Annotated in this window: 19 protein-coding genes; 14 read left to right on the forward strand and 5 right to left on the reverse strand. The window is 57.5% G+C overall.

Translation table 11 applies throughout. From position 1 onward, the window contains the following. Positions 1-34 precede the first annotated feature (34 nt). The gene (gene pobA / locus QRN55_RS20735) at positions 35-1207 is read left to right on the forward strand and encodes a 4-hydroxybenzoate 3-monooxygenase (RefSeq protein ID WP_284778133.1); all 1173 of its coding nucleotides are present in this window, start codon (positions 35-37) and stop codon (positions 1205-1207) included. A 14-nt stretch (positions 1208-1221) separates the two neighbouring features. Here pobA and pcaQ read toward each other — a convergent pair whose 3' ends face one another. Next, positions 1222-2151 carry a pca operon transcription factor PcaQ gene (gene pcaQ, locus QRN55_RS20740; protein WP_284778134.1) on the reverse strand — a complete coding sequence of 310 codons (930 nt, stop codon included), beginning with the start codon at positions 2149-2151 and terminating at the stop codon, positions 1222-1224. A gap of 94 nt (positions 2152-2245) precedes the next feature. On the opposite strand from pcaQ, the gene pcaD reads away from it, so the two are divergent. The 13 genes from pcaD to QRN55_RS20805 all read left to right on the forward strand — a co-directional run bounded on the left by pcaD (position 2246) and on the right by QRN55_RS20805 (position 16760). Continuing rightward, a complete protein-coding gene (gene pcaD / locus QRN55_RS20745) occupies positions 2246-3043 on the forward strand; it encodes a 3-oxoadipate enol-lactonase (protein WP_284778135.1) in 798 nt (265 codons plus the stop codon). 2 nt (positions 3044-3045) lie between these two features. Next, positions 3046-3462, forward strand: a complete 417-nt coding sequence (pcaC, locus tag QRN55_RS20750; RefSeq protein ID WP_284778136.1) for a 4-carboxymuconolactone decarboxylase — start codon at positions 3046-3048, stop codon at positions 3460-3462. After that, on the forward strand, positions 3459-4199 hold the full coding sequence (gene pcaH, locus QRN55_RS20755; protein WP_112501533.1) for a protocatechuate 3,4-dioxygenase subunit beta: 741 nt from the start codon (positions 3459-3461) through the stop codon (positions 4197-4199). The genes pcaC and pcaH overlap by 4 nt, the downstream gene beginning before the upstream one ends. A gap of 1 nt (position 4200) precedes the next feature. Then, positions 4201-4821, forward strand: coding sequence for a protocatechuate 3,4-dioxygenase subunit alpha (pcaG, locus tag QRN55_RS20760; RefSeq protein ID WP_284778137.1), 621 nt, complete (start codon positions 4201-4203; stop codon positions 4819-4821). 9 nt (positions 4822-4830) lie between these two features. After that, positions 4831-5883 carry a 3-carboxy-cis,cis-muconate cycloisomerase gene (locus QRN55_RS20765; protein ID WP_284778138.1) on the forward strand — a complete coding sequence of 351 codons (1053 nt, stop codon included), beginning with the start codon at positions 4831-4833 and terminating at the stop codon, positions 5881-5883. A gap of 213 nt (positions 5884-6096) precedes the next feature. Further along, positions 6097-6318: a hypothetical protein gene (locus tag QRN55_RS20770; RefSeq protein WP_111841420.1), complete on the forward strand. Its 222-nt coding sequence runs from the start codon at positions 6097-6099 to the stop codon at positions 6316-6318. Positions 6319-6355: 37 nt separating this feature from the next. Next, positions 6356-6916, forward strand: a complete 561-nt coding sequence (locus QRN55_RS20775; RefSeq protein WP_112501530.1) for a DJ-1/PfpI/YhbO family deglycase/protease — start codon at positions 6356-6358, stop codon at positions 6914-6916. Between the two features lie 907 nt (positions 6917-7823). Next, positions 7824-8504 carry a sugar transferase gene (locus QRN55_RS20780; protein ID WP_111841418.1) on the forward strand — a complete coding sequence of 227 codons (681 nt, stop codon included), beginning with the start codon at positions 7824-7826 and terminating at the stop codon, positions 8502-8504. Positions 8505-8632: 128 nt separating this feature from the next. Beyond that, the gene (locus QRN55_RS20785; RefSeq protein ID WP_284778139.1) at positions 8633-9904 is read left to right on the forward strand and encodes a polysaccharide biosynthesis/export family protein; all 1272 of its coding nucleotides are present in this window, start codon (positions 8633-8635) and stop codon (positions 9902-9904) included. Between the two features lie 7 nt (positions 9905-9911). Beyond that, positions 9912-11183 (forward strand): O-antigen ligase family protein, encoded by a 1272-nt coding sequence (locus QRN55_RS20790; RefSeq protein WP_284778140.1) that lies wholly within the window; start codon positions 9912-9914, stop codon positions 11181-11183. Between the two features lie 129 nt (positions 11184-11312). After that, positions 11313-12074, forward strand: a complete 762-nt coding sequence (locus QRN55_RS20795) for an ImuA family protein (RefSeq protein WP_111841415.1) — start codon at positions 11313-11315, stop codon at positions 12072-12074. Next, on the forward strand, positions 11989-13506 hold the full coding sequence (locus QRN55_RS20800) for a Y-family DNA polymerase (RefSeq protein WP_284778141.1): 1518 nt from the start codon (positions 11989-11991) through the stop codon (positions 13504-13506). The genes QRN55_RS20795 and QRN55_RS20800 overlap by 86 nt, the downstream gene beginning before the upstream one ends. Continuing rightward, positions 13503-16760 carry an error-prone DNA polymerase gene (locus QRN55_RS20805; protein WP_284778142.1) on the forward strand — a complete coding sequence of 1086 codons (3258 nt, stop codon included), beginning with the start codon at positions 13503-13505 and terminating at the stop codon, positions 16758-16760. Before QRN55_RS20800 ends, QRN55_RS20805 begins: the two co-directional genes overlap by 4 nt. Before the next feature lie 23 nt (positions 16761-16783). Here the strand turns inward: QRN55_RS20805 and QRN55_RS20810 are convergent, their stop codons facing one another. The 4 genes from QRN55_RS20810 to QRN55_RS20825 are packed head-to-tail and all read right to left on the reverse strand — an operon-like array spanning position 16784 to position 21077. Further along, entirely contained in the window at positions 16784-17515 is a 732-nt protein-coding gene (locus tag QRN55_RS20810) for a FadR/GntR family transcriptional regulator (protein WP_045229338.1), read from the reverse strand. An 18-nt stretch (positions 17516-17533) separates the two neighbouring features. After that, a complete protein-coding gene (gene yjfF / locus QRN55_RS20815) occupies positions 17534-18514 on the reverse strand; it encodes a galactofuranose ABC transporter, permease protein YjfF (RefSeq protein WP_284778143.1) in 981 nt (326 codons plus the stop codon). Beyond that, the gene (locus QRN55_RS20820; RefSeq protein ID WP_284778144.1) at positions 18511-19554 is read right to left on the reverse strand and encodes an ABC transporter permease; all 1044 of its coding nucleotides are present in this window, start codon (positions 19552-19554) and stop codon (positions 18511-18513) included. Before QRN55_RS20820 ends, yjfF begins: the two co-directional genes overlap by 4 nt. Next, positions 19554-21077: a sugar ABC transporter ATP-binding protein gene (locus QRN55_RS20825; RefSeq protein ID WP_284778145.1), complete on the reverse strand. Its 1524-nt coding sequence runs from the start codon at positions 21075-21077 to the stop codon at positions 19554-19556. The genes QRN55_RS20820 and QRN55_RS20825 overlap by 1 nt, the downstream gene beginning before the upstream one ends. Between the last annotated feature and the right edge of the window lie 33 nt (positions 21078-21110).

The raw sequence follows: 21110 nt of genomic DNA on the forward strand, positions 1-21110 counted from the left end.
TTTCGACATGGGAGAAAGCATTCGGGAGAACACAATGCGCACGCAGGTCGTCATCATCGGTTCAGGTCCAGCTGGGCTCTTGCTCGGGCAGATATTGTCCAATGCCGGTATCGACAACATCATCCTCGACCGCGTCGGCAAGGATTACATTCTGGGTCGCGTGCGCGCCGGTGTGCTGGAAGAGGGCACGGTAAACCTTCTGGAACAGGTGCGCGTTGCCAGCAGGCTGCATCGGGAAGGATTGCCGCATGATGGCTTCTCGCTCGCTTTCGATGGCCGCGACCACCGTGTAGACCTGCATGACTTGACGGGCGGCAAGCGGGTCATGGTCTATGGCCAGACAGAAGTCACGCATGACCTGATGGATGCCCGCGAGAAGATCGGCGCGCTCACGATATACGACGCGCATAACGTCCAGCCGCATGCCTTCGACAGCGCCACGCCGTACGTGACCTATGAGAAAGACGACGCAAGCCACCGGATCGACTGTGATTTTATTGCCGGTTGCGATGGCTTCCATGGCGCCAGCCGAAAGGCCGTGCCACAGGGTGCGATCAAGGAATTCGAACGCGTCTATCCCTTCGGCTGGCTCGGCATTCTGGCCGACGTGCCGCCTGTTGATCATGAGTTGATCTACGCAAACCATCCCCGGGGCTTTGCACTTTGCTCCATGCGGTCTGCCACACGCAGCCGTTATTACGTTCAATGCGGCTTGGACGAAAAGGTCGAGGCGTGGAGCGACGACCGCTTCTGGGACGAACTTAGACGCCGTCTTCCAGCGCACCATGCGGAGGCGATGGTGACGGGTCCTTCCTTCGAGAAATCGATTGCGCCGCTGCGGTCTTTCGTTGCCGAGCCGATGCGTTTCGGTCGGCTGTTCCTAGCCGGAGATGCTGCTCACATCGTACCGCCAACGGGCGCAAAGGGGCTCAACCTCGCAGCAAGCGATGTCTGTTACCTCAGCGAAGCCCTGATCGAATATTACAATGAGCATTCGCAGGCTGGTCTGGATGGATATTCAGCGCGGGCGCTTGCAAGGGTCTGGAAGGCCGTTCGCTTCTCGTGGTGGATGACCACCATGATGCACCGCTTTCCAGACACCGGTGATTTCGGCCAGAAAATTCAGGAGGCGGAACTGGACTACCTCGTCCAGTCCCGCGCGGCATCCACGGCGCTCGCAGAAAATTACGTCGGCCTACCTTACTGAGGCCTTGGCGGGTTTCAGCCGCGAGAAGATGATAGCGCCGCTGCCGTCTCGCGGATTGTCTGCATCAGCAGCGAAAGCGGTAGCGATGGCTGCGTATCGGCACGCATGGTCAGCCCCACCGGGCCGCTCGTATCTGTGGTATCGAGTGGAAGAACCACAAGCGTCCCGTCAGCGATATCGGCAGCGACAACGCCTTCGGAGATGATCCATACGGCATCGCTTTTGCGCAGAAATGCACGCCCGAAAGCATCCGAGACCGTCTCGATGCGGGTGGGCAATGGCGCAACGCCGTGGGCCAGTAGGAACTGATCGACCACGGGGCCGATGACGGAATTGCGCGTTGGTGTCAGAACGGGAAACTCGTGCAGCCGCTCGAAAATGCTGATGTTCTCTGCAAGCAGTGGATGACCGGCCTGAACGACAAAGCGAACTTTTTCCGAGTAGAGGTGTTCGAACGAAAACCCCGTCATCTTATCCGGCGTCGCAAGCCGCCCCACAACGAGGTCGAGGTCTCCGACCCGCAACTGCTCCAGGAGAACGGCGTTTTCACCCGTCACGATTTTTACTGTGCTGCCGGTATCTTCCGCCAGAAAGCTGACCATCGCCTGCGGCATGATGCTGACGGACACCGTGGGCAGGGCGCCTATGCGCAGGGGCGTGCCTATTCTGGCCGCATCCGGCGAAACGGAATCCACTGCCTGCCGCAGCGCCGTCATGGTCGCACCCGCATGTTTGAGGAAAATCTCGCCGGAGCGGCTGAGCTTTATGCCACGTCCGTCACGCTCGAACAGGGTCACACCAAGCACCTCTTCCAGTTCACGGACGGTTTTCGTGACGGCTGGCTGGCTGATCCGCAAAGTCGCGGCCGCCCGAACCACGCTTTTCTGGCGTGCGATTTCCACGAAGGTCTGGATGTGCCGGAATTTGATGCGGGCGTCTACCATGATGAATAATCTATAGGTTATGAATTACTGCCAATAAACTTATTTTACTTAACCATTCCGATCTTGCAATATCCAGGGCAGGAGGAAATGCGCCATGCAGTTTTTGTTGTCAGGCCAGTCGGCGATCCATTACCGCGCAGAGGGTATCAAGGCGTCAAAGCCCGTCATCGTCTTTATCAACTCGCTCGGCACCGATTTCCGTATCTGGGACGAGGTGATGGTCGCGCTTGGTGACCGCTACGCCTATGTGCTGCATGACAAGCGTGGGCACGGACTATCTGATGTCGGCTCCACACCCTATTCCATCGATGATCATGTTGATGACCTCATAGCACTGCTCGATCATCTGTCGGTTGAGAAGGCCATTATCTGGGGCCTGTCCGTTGGTGGGCTAATTGCGCAGGGGCTTTATCGCCGCCGCCCGGATTTGGTTCAGGTGCTTGTTCTCAGCAACACCGCCCACAAAATCGGCAACGCCGAGATGTGGAACGACCGTATCGCGCAGATCGAGCGGGATGGAATCGAACCGCTCGTGGATGGTGTGATGGAGCGCTGGTTCACGCCCGCATTCCGAAAGCCCGACAATGCCGCCTATCTCGGTGCGCGCACCATGCTGGCGCGTCAGGACAGGCACGGCTACGCCGCAACCTGCGCCGCCATTCGCGATGCGGATTTTACCGAGGCAGCAAACGCGATTGCTGTGCCAACGCTGTGCGTTGCGGGTGATGGCGATGCGTCCACGCCGCCGGACCTGGTCGGCTCTCTCTCGGCGCTTATTGGGGGCAGCCGTTTGGCAGTCATCGAAAACTGCGGGCACATACCGTGCCTTGAACAACCGGCGGCCTATGCTCGGACTGTCGGTGATTTTCTCACATCCCTGCCGGAGTTTTGACCATGGCCGATATAGACAAGACTAGCCGGTTCGAAGACGGCATGAAAACCCGCCGCAATGTGTTGGGCGATGCCCATGTGGACCGCGCAAGTGCAGCGGCCACGCCACTCGACGAACCGTTTCAGCGGCTGATCACGGAATCAGCCTGGGGTACCGTTTGGTCGGGTTCTCACTGGACCAAGCGGGAGCGGTCCATGGTGACGATTGCGTTGCTGGCGGCGCTCGGGCACGATGACGAGGTTGCCATGCATGTGCGGGCCACAGCCAATACAGGCGCGACGCAGGAGGATATTCGCGAAGCGCTGATGCATGTCGCTGTTTACGCTGGCGTACCTGCCGCCAACCATGCTTTCAAGATTGCCAAGACCACGCTTGCCGATATGCAGGCTGCGTCTTTGCGTGAGGAGGACCAGAAATGACCAACACACCGCCAGAAACCGGACCGTTTTTTGCCAGAGACCGCAGTATTCATCCGCCTGCCTATGCGCCGGGGTATAAGACATCGGTTCTGCGCTCGCCTCAGCGCGCCCTGATATCGCTGGATGGCACCAGAAGCGAGATCACTGGCCCCGTCTTCGGCCACGGCATGCTTAACCCGCTCGATAACGACCTCATTCTCAACTATGCGCGCCCGGGCGAAATGCCCATCGGGCCACGCATTCTGGTGCATGGCCGTGTTCTCGATGAGCGTGGTCGCGGTGTGGAAGGCGCTTTGGTAGAGTTCTGGCAGGCCAATGCCGGTGGTCGCTATCTTCACAAGAAAGAAACCTACCTTGCGCCGATCGATCCGAATTTCGGAGGTGTTGGACGCACGATTACCGATGCTGATGGCTATTACTGGTTCAAGACCATCCAGCCCGGTGCCTATCCATGGCCGAACGGCGTCAATGACTGGCGCCCGGCGCACATCCACTTCTCCATTTTCGGTCATGGCTTTTCGCAGCGTTTGATCACGCAGATGTATTTCGAAGGTGACCCGATGATCTGGCAATGTCCCATCGTCAAGACCATCCCGGACAAAGCCGCCATCGAACAGTTGGTGGCCGCACTCGATATGACCTCCGCAATCCCCATGGACATGCGGGCCTACAAGTTCGATATCGTGTTGCGCGGTCGGCGTTCCACTCTGTTCGAAAACCGCATGGAGGGCAATTGAGATGGTTCAGCCGCTGTTTTACTTCAAGGAAAGCGCCTCGCAGACCGCAGGCCCCTACGTCCATATCGGCTGCACGCCCAATTTTGTTGGCATCAAGGGTGTCTTCTCCGAAGATCTCGGCTCCGGCGCTCTTTATAATGAGCGCGCACAGGGCGAGCGCATTACCATTCGTGGCACGGTCTATGATGGCGGTGGCAATCCGTTGAAGGATGCGTTGATCGAGATATGGCAGGCGGACGCGCAGGGACTTTATAATAGCCCCAGCGAAACCCGTGGCACGGCAGACCCTAATTTTTCCGGCTGGGGCCGTTCTCCCGGCGATATGGATAGCGGCGAGTTCGTCTTCGAAACCATCAAGCCCGGCAAAGTGCCGTTCAACGATGGCCGCCCCATGGCGCCGCACATTACCTTCTGGATCGTCGCGCGTGGCATCAATATCGGTTTGCACACGCGCATGTATTTTCCCGAGGAAGAAGCGGCGAATTCCGCAGACCCGGTCCTTGCCCGCGTGGAACACAAGCCGCGTCTGGCAACGCTGATCGCCAAGAAGGAGGAGGGAAACACCTATCGTTTCGACATCCATCTTCAGGGTGAAAGCGAAACCGTCTTCTTCGATATCTGAGATGAGACCATGAGCCTGACGCCCTTCGAACATCCTTATCTCGGCGGTCTCTTTGGGGACGCCGATATCGCGGTGCTTTTCAGCGCACAGGCGGATGTCGCAGCTATGCTGCGGTTCGAAGTGGCGCTGGCCGAGGCGCAAGCCGCAACGGGCGTGATCTCTAACGACGCTGCCACCAGTATCACCGCAGGCATAGCAGCTGCTGAGGTCGATATGGAAGCTTTGCGGCAGGGTGTGGCGAAGGATGGCGTGGTCATTCCCGAATTGATCAGGCAGTTGCGCGCGGCTGTCGGCGGAGAAGCCGCCGCCAAGGTGCATTTCGGCGCGACCAGCCAGGACGTCATCGATACGAGCCTGATGCTGCGACTGAAGGCTGCGGCTGATATTCTCGACACTCGCCTGTCAGCCACGCTGGCGGCGCTGGAGGATATCGCCCTGCGGGACGGCGCACGACAACTGATGGGCCACACCCGCATGCAGGCGGCCATCCCCATTACGGTTGCCGACCGGCTGGCGAGCTGGCAGCAACCGCTGGTCAGGCACAGCCAGCGACTGGCAGATTTCGGCATTCATGGTTTTGCTCTACAATTCGGTGGCGCGGCTGGTTCCCTGGAGAAATTTGGCGAGAAGGGTGCAGCGTTGCGCGCTGAACTGGCAAAGCGGCTGGGGCTGAGCGACATGCCGCAGTGGCACAGCCAGAGAGACGGTATCGCCGAGTTCGGCAATATACTGGCGCTTATTACCGGGTCGCTCGGCAAAATCGGGCAGGATATCGCGCTTATGGCGCAAGGCGGCCAAGAGATCAGGCTTTCCGGCGGCGGCGGTTCGTCGGCGATGCCGCACAAGCAAAACCCCGTGGTGGCAGAAACGCTGGTGACGCTTGCCCGCTTTAATGCGGTTCAAGTCTCAGCACTCCACCAATCCATGGTGCATGAGCAAGAACGCTCTGGTGCGGCCTGGATGCTGGAGTGGCTGGTGCTGCCACAAATGGTTGCCGCGACCGGTAACGCACTCGCTTCGACGCATCGGCTGATCGGCCAGATTCAGTCTCTTGGTACGTAATCGTTCCAAGTCCGCGTAAATCTATTTTTCAGGAACCATTGTCCAGGGGTCACGTTCACTTGGCAGGAGAGCCACCGTGTCAAACGGACATGATGGTGCCGAAGAACGCCAGGATTTTTCCGTTTTCTTCTGGTGGCCAACGAAATGGCAGACGAGCTTCTCACCCATCCGGTGCTCTCCGACATTTGAAACTCCCGCCGATGGAGAAGTTATATGGAAAAGACCGAAACGCGAAAGCTTGCGGAAGAATACATGCTTCTCGGCGGTACTCGCCAGGTCATGATCGACGATAACAAGACCTTCGTCCGTCAATACGACAACGAACCTGAGGAAGCAGAACGCTTCTGGCAGGAGAAAATCGAAGTGCTGGAACAGGCACGTCGTGACGATGTCGAATTCTTTCTGCCCTCGGTCAATTCCGACGTGGAAGATTGAGTTCCGGACTCAAAACCATCAATCAAAGGAGAAAGCCATGACAGCTATCAACGCTGCGAAAATCGTTATTCTTGCAACAGACGGATACGAGCGCTCAGAGTTGCGGGTTCCCTATGAAGAACTGAAGCGCCACGGCGCGGATGTGAAGATCGCATCGCTGGAAGAAGGCGAGATCAAAAGCTGGGATGAGAAGAATTGGGGAGACGCAATCGCCGTCGACCTACTGGCCAAGAATGTCCGCGTCGATGATTTCGATGCGCTGGTCCTGCCAGGCGGCCAGATCAACCCGGATGTCCTGCGTGCCGATGAAGACGCGATGCGTGTCGTGCGTGACTTCGTGAAATCCGGCAAGGTCGTTGCCGCCATCTGCCACGCGCCGTGGCTGCTGGTGGAAGCAGATGCGGTCAAGGGGCTGGAAGTGACGTCCTATGCCTCGATTAAAACTGACGTTAAGAACGCCGGTGGCATTTGGAAGGATGAGAAGGTGGTCACTGACAAGGGTATCATTACATCACGTTCGCCTGACGACCTTGAGGCCTTCGTTGCCAAGATTGTCGAGGAGGTAGAAGAAGGCCGCCACGAGCGCCGCGCAGCCTGATTTCCACTATATATAATGAGTAAGGCCGTCACGTGAGTGGCGGCTTTCTTATTTGGGGGATATCGAACACCCTCATTGGCCCCGTCGCATCCTTGCGGCGGGGCTTTTTCATGCCCGCAGCATTAGGTGTGGTCACTCCGCATCTGGCTTGCTTGAGATGCTCATTGATGGCGCCGAGGCGGGACTATCAAGTCATCCGCCTGTAGGGGGCCGTGACGCTCACCACTCTTCTCTTTGAGTGAAGTCGCGCTGCGGCAGACCGGCCCGAAATCTTGAACGTCAAATATCAATCCGCATGATGCCGAAGAGAATCACGCAAATGTCACTAGCTCAATCGATTATATATTCCTATGAGAACTCGCCAAACATAAATTAGAGCTATGCAAACGCATATCGCCACAATGTTGCCTTTTTTGCGTCATGATTGCGTCCATTTTCACGCTTGAATCACGATCATTTGCAAACGAGATGAATTTTTCTTCACAAATTTTGAGACAATCCTTGTCTTTTTGAGTGTGCGCCGCCGCAATTTTATTGCGCTGCACAATAGGTTTTTTTGCTTTTTAAGCTTTGTATTCAATACGGTTCGTTCTTGAAATTTGCCGGATTTGAGCAAGCTATAAGAATAAACCAAATGTATTACGGCCTTCAATACATGTCTAAACACCACCCCTTCATGCATACCGCTGATATCGGGGGGTAGGTTTGCTGTTTATTAGCCCTTTAATATTCATCGCAGTTCTTTTGTGAGTATTTTCGGGATTGCTGAAGTGCAAGACTAAGGCGCGCTGCCTCATAAAAAATCTAAAAGCACCCAATTCTGGTCACAGCCTTACGGAATGATCTAACTCGAATTGACGCGCCCAACGGGTACCGACCATCGCAAAACATAAATGGAGTCCTCTCTATGAAGTCCGCGACTCGATCGGCTGTTTCGCCGCTTAGTAGCTCAAATGAATCCGATTTGAGTTTTCCGATCGGAGGAATCGCTAAACGCAGCTTTGACGTTTCGTCAGCCCTGCTAGCAATCCTCATCCTCAGCCCGATCTTTCTCATGATCATGGCTTTGGTGAAATTTACTGACCGCGGCCCTGCCTTTTACGGGCATCGCCGCGTCGGTCATAATGGACGTATGTTCCATTGCCTGAAGTTCCGCACGATGGTGACGAATGGTGATGAGGTGCTGCGACAGTACCTCGCTGCCAATCCTGAAGCTGCCGAGGAATGGAAAGCAACACGCAAGCTGAAGAACGACCCTCGCGTCACTGCGATCGGCAACGTTCTGCGCAAGCTCAGCCTCGACGAGCTTCCACAGCTGATCAACATCATTCGTGGTGAGATGAGTGTCGTTGGCCCCCGTCCGGTGGTCGATGAGGAGCTGAACTACTACGAAAGCGCAGCTTCCTATTATCTCAGCACACGTCCAGGTCTGACTGGCCTGTGGCAGATCAGTGGTCGCAACGACGTGTCCTACAAGGAACGCGTTGATTACGACACGCAGTATGTGCGCACTTGGTCGATGATGCAGGATGTTTCCATTATCTTCAAAACCATTCCCGCTGTGTGCATGTCACGCGGCAGCTATTGAACCAATTTCGTTCTCTGGCGTTTTGCAGCATTAAAATATTGCGGCCACTCAAACGTGGCAGTTGCGGCCAGCTTAATCGCTGGTCGTAATCCGACTGCCTCCCGGCGGTCGTAATTATGGAGTTGCATATGGTTGGCCCTGCCACCGGATTTTCTTTGAATGTTGTCTGGCGCAGGGTTCCTGCGCTTCTTCTTGCGGGTTCGCTTCTTGCAGCAGGCCCGCTTCACGCCGATGCGAAAGACAATCAATATCGCCTTGGCACCGCCGACAAGTTGCGCATTCGCGTTGCCGAATGGCAGCCTGCCGATGGTACCATCCGCAATTGGGAAGTCATCAACGGTGATTATTCCGTCGGTGCTTCCGGCTCTCTGTCTCTGCCGTTCATCGGCCAGCTTGACGTTGCCGGTAAAACCACCGGCGAAGTGGGTGAGGAAATCGGCGCGCAATTGCAGAGCAAGTTCGCGCTCCGCAATCTTCCATCTGCGTCTGTCGAGGTCTCCCAGTTCCGTCCTGTCTTCCTGACCGGCGATGTGCAGACACCCGGCGAATATCCTTACGCTCCCAACCTCACCGTCCTGAAGGCTGTCAGCCTGTCGGGTGGCTTGCGTCGTTCGGATGCCGGTCAGCGTTTTGCGCGTGACTTCATCAATGCCCGGGGCGATGCCGCCGTCTACAACGACCAGCGTGGTCGTCTGTTGGCGCGCCAGGCACGGCTTCAGGCAGAGGTGAGGGGCGATGCGGAAATCGCCAAGACACCTGAGCTTGAGAAAATTCTCAACATCGACGCCCTGCTGGAGAGCGAAAACGCTCTGATGAAATCTCGCAGCGAGCGTTATACGCTTCAGTTGAAAGCGCTGACCGATCTGCGGCAGCTTCTGGAAACCGAGGTGGAATCCTTGCAAAAGAAATCCGAAACCCAGAATCGTCAGCTACAATTGGCCAACGAGGACAAGGAAAAGGTCAACCGCCTGAACGAGCAGGGGCTGGCTCTTGCCCAGCGGCGCATCTCCGCTGAAGAGCGTGCTGCCGAAGTGGAATCCACGCTTCTCGACATCGACACCTCTTCGCTGCGCGCGAAGCAGGATATCAACAAGGCAATGCAGGACGAGATCAACCTGCGCAATGACTGGGTGGCCCAGCGCTCCAAGGAATTGCAGGATACGGAAGCCGAACTCCAGAAGCTCAACCTACAACTGGGCACCAGCAACCAGCTCATGTCCGAGGCCCTGGCGCAGTCTGCCGAGGCTATCAAGTTCGATCCGTCGGGCAAGTCCGCATCCATTACCTACGTCATCGTGCGTGAGGACAATGGCCAGCCCAAGGAGATCAAGGTCGATGAAAACGCGACCATCGAGCCGGGTGATGTGATAAAGGTGTCATCAGAAGTTCTGATGCAGTGAGGTCCGCATGCGGATTGCCAAATCGGCTCTGATCGACCCGGATAAAAACGGACTTTACGGAACGGCGGCGGTGGCGCTGTCGTTCTTCGTTTTTGCCTATTCGTCCAAATTCGGCATGATCTCGGTGCTTGCCTACTACGGTGTGTGGTTGCCTCTGGTAGTGGTGGATTACCGCCGCGTCCTGGGCAACTATACCCGCTATCTCTGGATATTCGGGTTTGGAATTCTGACCATCCTTTCCAGCTTCTGGTCGGATGCCATGTCCGTCACGCTGCGCGCCTCCATTCAATATATGACGCACATCGTTTGCGCGCTTATCGCCATGCGCGTCATCTCCATAACGACGCTGACACGCGGCGCTCTGGTCGGCATCATCGTCGTGCTGCTCTATTCGGTGTTGTTCGGCATCTATCTTTTCGATGCGCTGGACGGCACCTTCAGCTTCGTTGGCGCTTTCTCCTCCAAAAACCAGCTGGGTTTCTATGCCTCGCTCGGCGTCATCTTTGCCGCTTGCTCCGTGCTCGTGCTGCGGCAGCGCGATATTGTCTGGCTCGGCATTGCGGGTTTTGCAGGTCTTATTTCCGCCTATTGCCTGCTTGCATCGCAATCGGCGACCTCGGTCATCACAGCTGCTGCAGTTGTTGCACTCGTCATCGGCTTCTTGCCAATGGGCATGCTGTCTCCCGCCAACCGCAAGATGATTTTCCTCGCGCTGGTAGGAATGGGCGGTCTGGTTATCGTCGCCGCTCTTCAATTCGGTCTGCTCGATGCCATCCTTGGCATTTTCGGCAAGGATTCGACGCTGACGGGCCGTACCTATCTGTGGCAGCAAGGCATAGAAGCGGCCAAGGCAGCACCCATTCTGGGTGTTGGCTATCAAGGCTTCTGGGTCATGGGCTTTTTCGATGCGGAGCGCCTGTGGAACGACTTCTTCATCACCACCCGAACCGGCTTCCACTTCCATAACACCTATATCGAGACTGTGGTGGAGAACGGCTTTGTCGGACTTTTGCTGCTGGTCATCGTTCTCTATGGCACGCTGCTGGGGCATCTGCGGTCTGTTCTGGTGCGCAAGCACGATCCGCAAGGTCTTATTCTCTTTGCGCTCTGCGCGCTGTTCGTCGTCCGCTCCTTCGTGGAAATCGACATCATCTTCGCCTATCAGATCGGCTCGTTCCTGCTGTATTACGCCGCTGGAAGGCTGACATTGCCACAGCGCGCGTCTGTCGGCTCCAATGCTTTTCCGGGCGTGGATATGCGTCCCATCAACAGCCACTAATCTGCTGGCATGAAACCAGCACTATGTTCTCCACAGGGGAATCGCATGGGTTGTTGACTCTTTGCTGGAAAAGGAACAAAAAGTGAACATATAATCTTTCAGCGTCATGCTTTGTAGAAGTCCCGTGTCATGCATAAACGCGCCGAACAGCTTGTTGTGGAGGAATTGCGAGAGCGGCTGGAACGGATCACCCAAGGTCCGGCCCGGCACCACGACCATCTGCCCTTCGGGGTTCAGCCCATCGATGATCATCTGCCAGGTGGTGGGCTGAAGCTGGGCAGCCTGCATGAAGTCAGCGGTGCCGGCAACGGTGCCGTGGATGGAGCGGCATCCGCCCTGTTTTCGGCAGGCATCGCCGCGCGTGTGAAAGGCAAAATCCTGTGGTGCGTGACACGGCCCGATCTGTTCATGCCTGCTCTTACTCAGGCAGGTCTTTCGCAAAACCGGCTGATCATCGTGGAATGCCGTGATGAAAAGGGCGTGCTGGATTGTTTCGAGGAGGGGCTGCGCTGCAACGGCTTCGGTGCCGTCATCGGCGAGGTCTCGAAACTGCCGATGACCACGTCGCGGCGATTGCAGTTGGCGGCGGAAACATCCGGTGTGGTCGGGCTTGCGGTACGGCGCTGGCGTCATTCCTCCGGTGCCGTCGAGTATGGTCAGCCGACTGCTGCCGTAACGCGCTGGCGCATATCCGTGCGGCCTTCCACACCCCTGCCCGTGAAGGGGGTGGGTCGAGCGCGCTGGGCTCTGGAGCTTTTGAGGTGTCGCGGTGGCGAATGTGCCAATTTTGAAGTGGAAGCCTGTGATGCAAAGGGTCGTCTCGCTCTACCTGCCGACATGGTCGACAGACCGATACCGCAGGACGCTTGGCAAGCAGGCGCCACCGCTTGATAGGCCAGTCGTGATGATCGGTCGTCAGGGAAGCCGTCGCGTTATTGCCGCGCAGGATGTGGCGGCGGCGGCAATGGGCCTGCGGCTTGGCATGCCGGTCAGCAAGGCGCAGGCCATCATTCCCGGACTCATCGTTGAAGACTTGCAGGCAGCCGATGATGCCAAGGCACTGCGCGATCTCGCCTTCTGGTTCCTGCGCATCTACGCGCCCATCGTCGCGCCTGATGCGCCCGACGGTCTGGTGCTGGATACGACAGGGGCAGACCATCTGCACGGCAATGAGCTGATGATGCTGACCGGCATGGTCAACCGCCTGCACGGGCTCGGCTTTACGGCGCGTGCCGCGATTGCCGATAGCTGGGGTGCGGCACACGCGCTTGCCCGTTTCGGAAAAGAGCCCGTGACCATCGTGCCGCAAAACGGCTCCACCGCCGCGCTCGCTGCTCTGCCTTTGGCAGCACTGCGCCTTGAGACAAGGATATTGGCTGATCTGAAAGTGCTGGGCTTTCGCCAGATCGCAGACCTCATGGCCACGGCGCGTGCGCCACTCACACTGCGCTTTGGCCCGCAGGTCGGGCGCAGGCTGGATCAGGCCCATGGTCTGCTGTCGGAACCCATCGAGCCGATCCGCGTGCCGGAACTGGTCGAAGTCTTCAGATTTTTTGCCGAACCTATTTCCGCAGCCGAGACCATTGCGCGCTACACCGAAAAGCTCGTTAGCCAGCTTTGTCTTAGGCTCGAAAAACGTGGCCTCGGCGCACGCCGCGTCGATTTGGTGCTGCACCGGGTCGATAGCGGTGTGCAGGCCATCCGCGCCGGTACCTCCAAACCGGTTCGCGACGTCAAGCAACTGACCCGCCTGTTGAGCGACCGGATCGACACGATCAATCCCGGTTTCGGCATCGAGAAAATGACCCTGACGGCCACTCACGCAGAAGCGCTGGTGGTGGGGCAAGTGCGTTCCACACTGCTGGATGATGCAAAGGCGGATATCGGTGAAACCGTCGATGTCATCATCAACCGCGGTCACAAGGTCTATCGTTACGCTGCCGTCGCCAGCGACGTGCCCGAACGCTCCGTCCAGATCGTTGCTGCCCAATCTGCTGATGACCCTCTCGGTTGGCCGGACCACTGGCCCCGCCCCGTCCGTTTGCTTGCCCGCCCGGAACCAATACAGACCATGGCGCTGCTGCCGGACCATCCACCCAAAAGCTTTACCTGGCGCGGCGTCCGCCGTCTGGTGAAACGCGCCGATGGGCCGGAACGGGTCTTCGGCGAATGGTGGAAACGCGACCGCGAGCAGGCAGCAGTCCGCGATTATTTCACCGTGGAAGATGAAGTCGGCGAGCGCTTCTGGATTTTCCGCTCCGGTGATGGCGAACACGTCAATACCGGCTCCCAAGGCTGGTTCCTGCACGGGTTCTTCGGATGAGCGCCCAATATGCCGAACTTCAGGTGACGTCGCATTTCTCGTTTCTGCGGGGCGTCAGCTCTTGCGAGGATTTGTTCGCCCAAGCGAAAGCCCTTGGCATAGAAGCGCTCGGCATCGTGGATCGTAACAGCCTGGCAGGCATCCCACGCGCGTACCAAGCTTCGGAAAAAACCGGTGTCCGGCTCGTCATCGGTTGCAGGCTTGATCTGGCGGAGGATATCTCGGTGCTGGTCTACCCAACAGACCGCGCTGCCTATGCCCGCCTTTGCCGTCTGCTCACCCATGGCAAGAGAGACCCCACTAACAGAAATTGCGACCTCACATGGAGCGATCTGGTCGCCTATGGTGAGGGGTTGCTGGTTATCCTCTTGCCAGACCTTGTGGATGAAACCCTATCCATTCGGCTGCGTCGGCTGAAAGCAGATTTCGGGGACCGCGCCTATGTGGCCATGAGCCTGCGCCGCCGCCCGAACGACCATGTGCGGCTCTACGATCTCTCGCGCATGGCAGAGCGCACAGGCGTTGCCACCGTCGTCACCAATGACGTGCTGTTTCACGAACCGGAACGGCGCATGTTACAGGATGTCGTCACCTGCATCCGCCACAATTGCACCATCGACGATGCCGGTTTCCGGCGCGAACGGCACGCCGACCGCTACCTGAAACCAACACAGGAAATGCACCGGCTGTTTTCCGCTTACCCCGGCGCTCTGCGCCGAACGCTGGAGATTGTAAGGCGCTGCAAATTCTCGCTCAAAGAATTGCAATACCAATATCCAGAAGAAAACATCCTGCCTGGCTTAACTGCGCAAGAGGCACTGGAAAAATATGTATGGGACGAGGTGCCGGGACGATATCCGGATGGTTTGCCTGAGAAGGTGGAAAAGACCCTCAAACATGAATTGGCGATCATCGCCAAGAAGAAATACGCTCCTTATTTTCTCACCGTTAACGCCATCGTTCGTCAAGCTCGGGAAATGGAGATTCTGTGCCAGGGTCGAGGCTCGGCGGCCAATTCCGCCGTCTGTTTCGTGCTCGGCATCACCGCCATCGATCCCAAGGAAAGCGACCTTCTGTTCGAACGTTTCGTCTCGGAAGATCGCGATGAACCACCCGATATCGATGTCGATTTCGAACATCAGCGACGCGAGGAGATCATCCAGTGGATTTACAATCACTATGGGCACGACAAAGCAGCGCTGTGTTCCGTCATCAGCCGTTATCGCGGCAAGGGCGCCATTCGCGATGTTGGTAAGGTTTTGGGCCTGCCGGAAGATCTGACCAAGCTCATGTCCTCGCAAATCTGGTGGTGGACGGAGGATGCGGGGGAGAAGGAAGCCAAGGACCTCAACATCAACCTGAATGACCGCCGCGTGAAGCTGGCCTTTGATCTTGCCCGCCAACTCATTGGCACACCGCGCCATCACAGCCAGCATCCGGGTGGCTTCGTGTTGACCCATGACCGTCTGGACGAACTCGTTCCCATCTTACCCGCCGCCATGGATGACCGACGGATCATCGAATGGGACAAGGATGATATCGAGGTCGTGGATTTCATGAAGATGGATTGCCTGGCACTCGGCATGCTGTCCTGCATGCGTCGGGCGTTCGATATGCTAACAGTTCGAAAGGGCAAGACATTCGGGCTTACCAGCATAGAAAATGGTGACGATCCTACCTACGACATGATTTGCAAGGCTGACACGATAGGCACGTTCCAGATCGAAAGTCGCGCGCAAATGTCGATGCTACCGAGACTAAGACCCCGTGAACTATACGACTTGGTCATTCAAGTAGCGATCGTTCGACCCGGTCCCATTCAGGGGAATATGGTGCATCCCTACCTCAAGCGGCGTGCGGAAAAAGCTCAGGGTAAAAAAATCACATACGAGCACGCTGATCTCGAAAAAGTTCTCCATAAAACGCTAGGTGTTCCTCTTTTTCAAGAACATGCGATGCGTATTGCAATCGATTGTGCAGGTTTTACACCCAGCGAAGCCGACAAGCTTAGAAGAGCAATGGCAACATTCAAGAATGTTGGAACCATTGCCGGTTTTGAGAAGCAACTGGTCAGTGGCCTTATCAAAAATAACTTCCCTGAGGAGTTCGCGAAACGGCTTTTTGAGCAAATTAAGGGTTTCGGAAGCTACGGCTTTCCCGAAAGCCACGCTGCCTCCTTCGCACTGATTGCCTACGCATCCGCATGGGTGAAATGCCATCATCCGGATATATTTTGCGTTGCTCTCCTTAATTCCCAACCCATGGGGTTTTATGCCCCGGCACAACTTGTCCGCGATGCGCAAAGTCATGGTGTTGTCGTACGCCCGGTCTGCATCAACACCAGCCGGTGGGATTGTACACTTGAGGAGCCTGTCGGCCCGGAGCGAAATGCCATTCGTCTCGGCATGTGCATGGTCAAGGGGCTGTCCAACAAGCGCGCAGGCCGCATCATAGCGTGCCGTGAGAACCAACCATTTGTATCCATCGATGATCTTTGGCGTAGGGCGGGTATTCCGGTCGATGCTTTAGTCGCTCTTGCAGAAGCGGATGTCTTTTTGCCATCGCTTGGGCTTTCGCGTCGTCAGGCCTTGTGGGCCATCAAGGCTTTGCGGGATGAGCCGCTGCCGTTGTTTGCCGCTGCTGCTGCAAGCCAGAACAGCGTCATTGCGGAACTGAACGAGCCCGACGTTGCCCTGCGGCCCATGACGGCGGGTGGGGAGGTGGTGCAGGATTACGGCCATGTTGGCTTGACCTTGCGCGAGCACCCCATGGCGTTTCTGCGGGATGATCTTTCAAAGCGGCGCATTGCGACTTGCGCGCAGGCCGTGGACGCAAAAGACGGGCGCTGGCTGGAGGTCGCGGGGCTTGTGCTGGTGCGTCAGCGACCGGGTTCTGCCAAGGGCGTCATCTTCATGACGCTGGAGGACGAGACTGGCATCGCCAATGCCGTCGTCTGGGTCAAAACCTTCGAGAAGTATCGTCGCGTTATTCTATCGGCTGGAATGGTTGGGATTTACGGCAAAATCCAGCGTGAGGGCGAGGTCGTGCATCTGGTGGCCCATCGGGTGACCGATCTTTCCGATGTGCTGAGAAGCGTGGGTGAGAGAGAAGGGCCGTTTCCGTTGCCGCATGGTCGGGGCGATGAGTTTCATCACGGAATTCCACCCGCAGACCGCCGCCGCCTACCGAAACGATCCGAGATGCAGGAGGATGGAGGGGACCAAATCACCGTCAAAGGCCGCAATTTTCATTGAGGCGTGCCGGATATCTCAGAAGGTCACTCGGAGATCGCGTTCTTGATCCGGTCTTTGCCCACCAGGATGACCTGCCGCATGGCTTTGATGGCAGCAGCTTCATCGCGGGCGGCAATCGCGTGGACGATGCGCAGGTGGTTGGAGGCGATCTCCGAAATCGTCTCTGGCGAAGACGCGGGCGACGAGAGCTGGAAGGAAATGGCGAGTGCCGCTTCGATCAGGCCGCTGGCAGAGCGCATGAACGGATTGCCGGAAATGCGGGCGACCGCCAGGTGAAACTCCAGATCGACCTTGGCGATGGTTTCCGGGGTGTGGTTTACATTGTCGAATTGTGCGGCGATGGTGTAGAGCGAGACGATGTCTTCGCTGGAGGCATGGCGGGCTGCTGCCGCTGCCGCGGCGGGTTCCAGCGCCAAGCGGATATCGGCCAGATGATTGATGAATTCTGGGTCAAGCCCGGCGTCACAGCGCCAGCCCAGAACGTCAGGATCGAAGAAATTCCAGCTGGATTTTTCCAGAACACGCGTGCCGACCTTGGCTTTGGGCTCGACAAGTCGTTTGGCGGCCAGTGTCTTCATCGTTTCCCGCAGCACGGTGCGCGAGACGCCGAAGCGCAGGGAAAGTTCTGCGTCGTTCGGCAGAAGCGATCCCTCGGGGATGCGGCCTGAAACGATTGCGCTGCCGAGTTCAGCCACGACATGCGCGTGGCTGCTACGCCGCTTTCGTCCGGTAATCGTCGTTTCCAGCAGCCCCAACAAACTCTCCGCTTCCGTTTACGCCGGATGTCCCCCGGTCAATCGTCTGTTTGAATACCAGATGATTGTGCGTTGCAACACGATGAATATGAACAATAGTATGCCGATCACGATTTTCGTCCACCAAGAGGACAGCGTGCCTTCGAAAACGATATAGGTCTGGATCAGCCCCTGGATCAGCAGGCCGATGAAGGTTCCGGCCACCAGCCCGGTGCCGCCCGTCAACAACGTGCCGCCGATAACCACCGCTGCGATGGCATCGAGTTCGACACCAACCGTCGCCAGCGAATAGCCTGACGAGGTGTAAAGCGTGTAGACGATACCCGCCAGCCCGGAAAGAAAGCCCGATAGGGCATAGATGCCGATGATCGTCTTGCCGATGGGCACACCCATCAGTTCCGCCGATTGCTGGTTTCCGCCCAGCGCATAGATATTGGCACCGAAGCGGGTACGGCTTGCCACGAAGATGCCAACAGCAAAGACGATCAGCATTAAAATGGCCAGCGCCGTCAGCCGCCCGCCGCCGGGAAAGCGGAAATAGAAGCCCTGGATGGCATCGATGACGGGGTGCGAGATCGGCACTGAATCCGTGGAGATGAGGTAGGCCGCACCACGCGCCAGAAACATGCCCGCCAGCGTCACCACGAAGGGCGGTATGCTCAGAAAGCGGATCATCGCGCCCATCAGACAACCGAACAGGGTGGAAATGACCACTACGGCGGCAAAGGCCACCAGTGGATGAACATTGTACGTGCCGACCAGCACAGCCACGAAGACGCTAGCAAACGCGATGACCGAACCGATGGAAAGGTCGATACCGCCGGACAGAATGACGAAGGTCATGCCGACAGAGGCGATGCCGAGAAAGGCGTTGTCCGTCAGAAGATTGCCGACCACGCGGGTCGAAAACATCGCGGGATATTGCATGACGCAGAGCGCATAGGCGACGATGAAGACCGCGAGCGTCGTCAGGAAGGGCAGATTGCGGGTGTGGATCATCGCGCGGCTCCCTCATGGTTCACGGGTTTGGAGTGCGGAGCAGGGCCATCAGCTTTGCGCGATCTGGCAAAGCCGATGAGGGTGCCAATGGCCGGGGATTGCAATGTCAGCACGACGATGATGATGCCTGCCTTGATGATGAGGTTGAACTCCGGCGGAAAGCCGGACACGAGAATACCGGTGTTGATTGTCTGGATAATCAAGGCACCGATGAGCGACGCGGTTATCGAAAAACGCCCGCCATTCAGCGATGTCCCACCGATGACCACGGCCAGAATGGCGTCCAGCTCCAGCCACAGCCCGGCATTGTTGGCGTCCGCACCTCTGATGTCGGCAGTTACGATCATGCCCGCAACGGCGGCGCAGAGGCCAGAGACGGCATAGACGAAGAACAGCAGGAAGCGTGCTCGCACACCAGCCAAGGCTGCGGCGCGACGATTGACGCCAGTTGCTTCGATGAGGAAGCCGAGCGCCGATTTGCGCACGAGGATACCGATCAGCAAGGCGGTGAGAACCCAGATGACGATCGGCATCGGAATGCCCGCAAACGAGCCGGAACCGAGGGCGGAAAAGCTGTCATTGTTGAAGGTCAGAATGACGCCTTCGGTAATCAGCTGCGCAATACCGCGCCCCGCGACCATCAAAATGAGTGTCGCGATGATGGGCTGAATGTCGAGGATGGCGACGAGAATGCCGTTCCAGATGCCGCAGACAATGCCGACAGCCAGCGATACGGCAATGACGACCGGGATCGAATGACCTCCGCTGATCAACATCGCCGCAACCGCACCGCAGATGGCAATGACCGCGCCGATGGAAAGGTCGATGCCCTTTGTGGCAATCACCAGTGTCATGCCGATGGTTAGCAGGGCAACGGGTGCGGCACGCACCAGAATGTCGATGACGCTTCCATAGAGGCGTCCATTTTGGAATGAGACGTTGAGAAACCCGGGCGAGATCGCGGCGATAGCTGCGAGAATGATGACGAGGGCAGCAAGCTGCGGTGCCAGCCGTTTCAGGCGGTGGGTGATCACATTCATTATGCGGCCTCCGTTCTGGCCGCACTGGCAATGGCCTGCATGATGTTGTCGGCGGTGACGTCTTCGCCCTTGAGTTCAGCCACATGGCGGCGGTCGGAGAGCACGATGACGCGGTGTGCGACAGCCGTCAGTTCTTCCAGTTCCGACGATATGACGATGAGCGACATGCCCTGGGAACAGAGACGCTCGATCATTTTCAGGATTTCCGCATGGGCACCGATATCGATACCGCGTGTGGGTTCATCGAGAATGAGAAGGCGTGGATCGGTCGCCAGCCAACGGGCCAGGATTGCTTTTTGCTGATTGCCGCCGGAGAGAAATTTGATCGGCCTTTCGCGATCCGCTGGACGGATATCCAGCGACTTGATGAAGCCATCCGCTAATACGGCTTTTTGCTTGTGCGAGAGTGGGCGCATCCATCCCTGTCTGGCTTGCAGGGCGAGCGCAATGTTATCCGCCACGGAAAAATCACCGATAATGCCATCCGTCTTGCGCTCTTCCGGGCAAAAGCCGAAGCCGTTTTCGATGGCGGCTTCCGGCGAGGTGATAGCGACCGTCTTGCCATCGATGCTAGCCTGTCCGCCGTCCGGCTTGTCGATGCCGAACAGAAGGAACGCCGTCTCGCTGCGGCCAGAGCCTAAGAGACCGGCGATGCCGACGACTTCACCGGGGCGCACGTCGAGATCGAAGGGCTCGACGCTGCCGCGCTTTCCGTAACCGGTAAAGCGAATGGGTGCTTCGCCCTCCGCAACGGTTGCTTCCGGCGCCTGGCGGTCATGGGTCACGCTTTGCAATTCGCGGCCCAGCATCATGGAAATGAGTTCACCGCGCGGCAATTCGGAAATCGTCCGGGTGCCGACGAGCTTGCCGTTGCGCAGCACGGTCACGCGGTCGGCAATGTCGTAGACCTGGTTGAGGAAGTGGGTGATGATGACGATGCCGAGACCCTCGGCGCGCAATTGCCGCAGCACCGTAAACAGCATCTCGACTTCATGATTGTCGAGACTGGCCGTTGGCTCGTCCAGCACCAGAACCTTGCCGGAGAGATCAACGGCACGCGCAATCGCGATAATCTGGCGGATGGCGACCGAGTAGCTGGAGAGTAGCGCATCGACATTGATTGTGAGCCCATAACGGGCGAGCAGCGTCTGCGATCTCACGCGCATCTCGCGTCTGTCGATCAAGCCGAAACGGCGGGGCTGTCTGCCCAGAAAGAGATTTTCGGCAACTGTCAGGTTTTCAAGAAGGTTGACCTCCTGATAGACAGTCCCAATGCCAAGGTTCTGTGCTTCCGCGACATTCGCAGGGGAAATTTCGTTTCCCTCCAGGCGTATCGTGCCGCGATCCCGGCTGTAGACGCCGGTCAATATTTTGATGAGCGTCGATTTCCCCGCACCGTTTTCACCAAGAAGGGCATGAACCTCACCTCGGTTGAGCGATATATCGACATTATCCAGAGCGGGAATGCCAAGGAAAGACTTTCCAATAGCGCACGCTTCCAGAAGGGGGCTGGTTTCGGACATGATCGTTTCCTGCACGGACAGTAGGTTGGAACG

It is taken from the genome of Agrobacterium sp. lyk4-40-TYG-31, from assembly GCF_030209855.1.
Classification (GTDB): Bacteria; Pseudomonadota; Alphaproteobacteria; order Rhizobiales; family Rhizobiaceae; genus Agrobacterium; species Agrobacterium vaccinii.

Bases quoted from the DNA above. Each gene is read 5' to 3' on its own strand.
- pobA (WP_284778133.1), top strand. From the start codon at position 35: ATGCGCACGCAGGTCGTCATCATCGGTTCAGGTCCAGCTGGGCTCTTG.
- pcaQ (WP_284778134.1), bottom strand. From the start codon at position 2,151: ATGGTAGACGCCCGCATCAAATTCCGGCACATCCAGACCTTCGTGGAA.
- pcaD (WP_284778135.1), top strand. From the start codon at position 2,246: ATGCAGTTTTTGTTGTCAGGCCAGTCGGCGATCCATTACCGCGCAGAG.
- pcaC (WP_284778136.1), top strand. From the start codon at position 3,046: ATGGCCGATATAGACAAGACTAGCCGGTTCGAAGACGGCATGAAAACC.
- pcaH (WP_112501533.1), top strand. From the start codon at position 3,459: ATGACCAACACACCGCCAGAAACCGGACCGTTTTTTGCCAGAGACCGC.
- pcaG (WP_284778137.1), top strand. From the start codon at position 4,201: ATGGTTCAGCCGCTGTTTTACTTCAAGGAAAGCGCCTCGCAGACCGCA.
- QRN55_RS20765 (WP_284778138.1), top strand. From the start codon at position 4,831: ATGAGCCTGACGCCCTTCGAACATCCTTATCTCGGCGGTCTCTTTGGG.
- QRN55_RS20770 (WP_111841420.1), top strand. From the start codon at position 6,097: ATGGAAAAGACCGAAACGCGAAAGCTTGCGGAAGAATACATGCTTCTC.
- QRN55_RS20775 (WP_112501530.1), top strand. From the start codon at position 6,356: ATGACAGCTATCAACGCTGCGAAAATCGTTATTCTTGCAACAGACGGA.
- QRN55_RS20780 (WP_111841418.1), top strand. From the start codon at position 7,824: ATGAAGTCCGCGACTCGATCGGCTGTTTCGCCGCTTAGTAGCTCAAAT.
- QRN55_RS20785 (WP_284778139.1), top strand. From the start codon at position 8,633: ATGGTTGGCCCTGCCACCGGATTTTCTTTGAATGTTGTCTGGCGCAGG.
- QRN55_RS20790 (WP_284778140.1), top strand. From the start codon at position 9,912: ATGCGGATTGCCAAATCGGCTCTGATCGACCCGGATAAAAACGGACTT.
- QRN55_RS20795 (WP_111841415.1), top strand. From the start codon at position 11,313: ATGCATAAACGCGCCGAACAGCTTGTTGTGGAGGAATTGCGAGAGCGG.
- QRN55_RS20800 (WP_284778141.1), top strand. From the start codon at position 11,989: ATGCAAAGGGTCGTCTCGCTCTACCTGCCGACATGGTCGACAGACCGA.
- QRN55_RS20805 (WP_284778142.1), top strand. From the start codon at position 13,503: ATGAGCGCCCAATATGCCGAACTTCAGGTGACGTCGCATTTCTCGTTT.
- yjfF (WP_284778143.1), bottom strand. From the start codon at position 18,514: ATGATCCACACCCGCAATCTGCCCTTCCTGACGACGCTCGCGGTCTTC.
- QRN55_RS20820 (WP_284778144.1), bottom strand. From the start codon at position 19,554: ATGAATGTGATCACCCACCGCCTGAAACGGCTGGCACCGCAGCTTGCT.
- QRN55_RS20825 (WP_284778145.1), bottom strand. From the start codon at position 21,077: ATGTCCGAAACCAGCCCCCTTCTGGAAGCGTGCGCTATTGGAAAGTCT.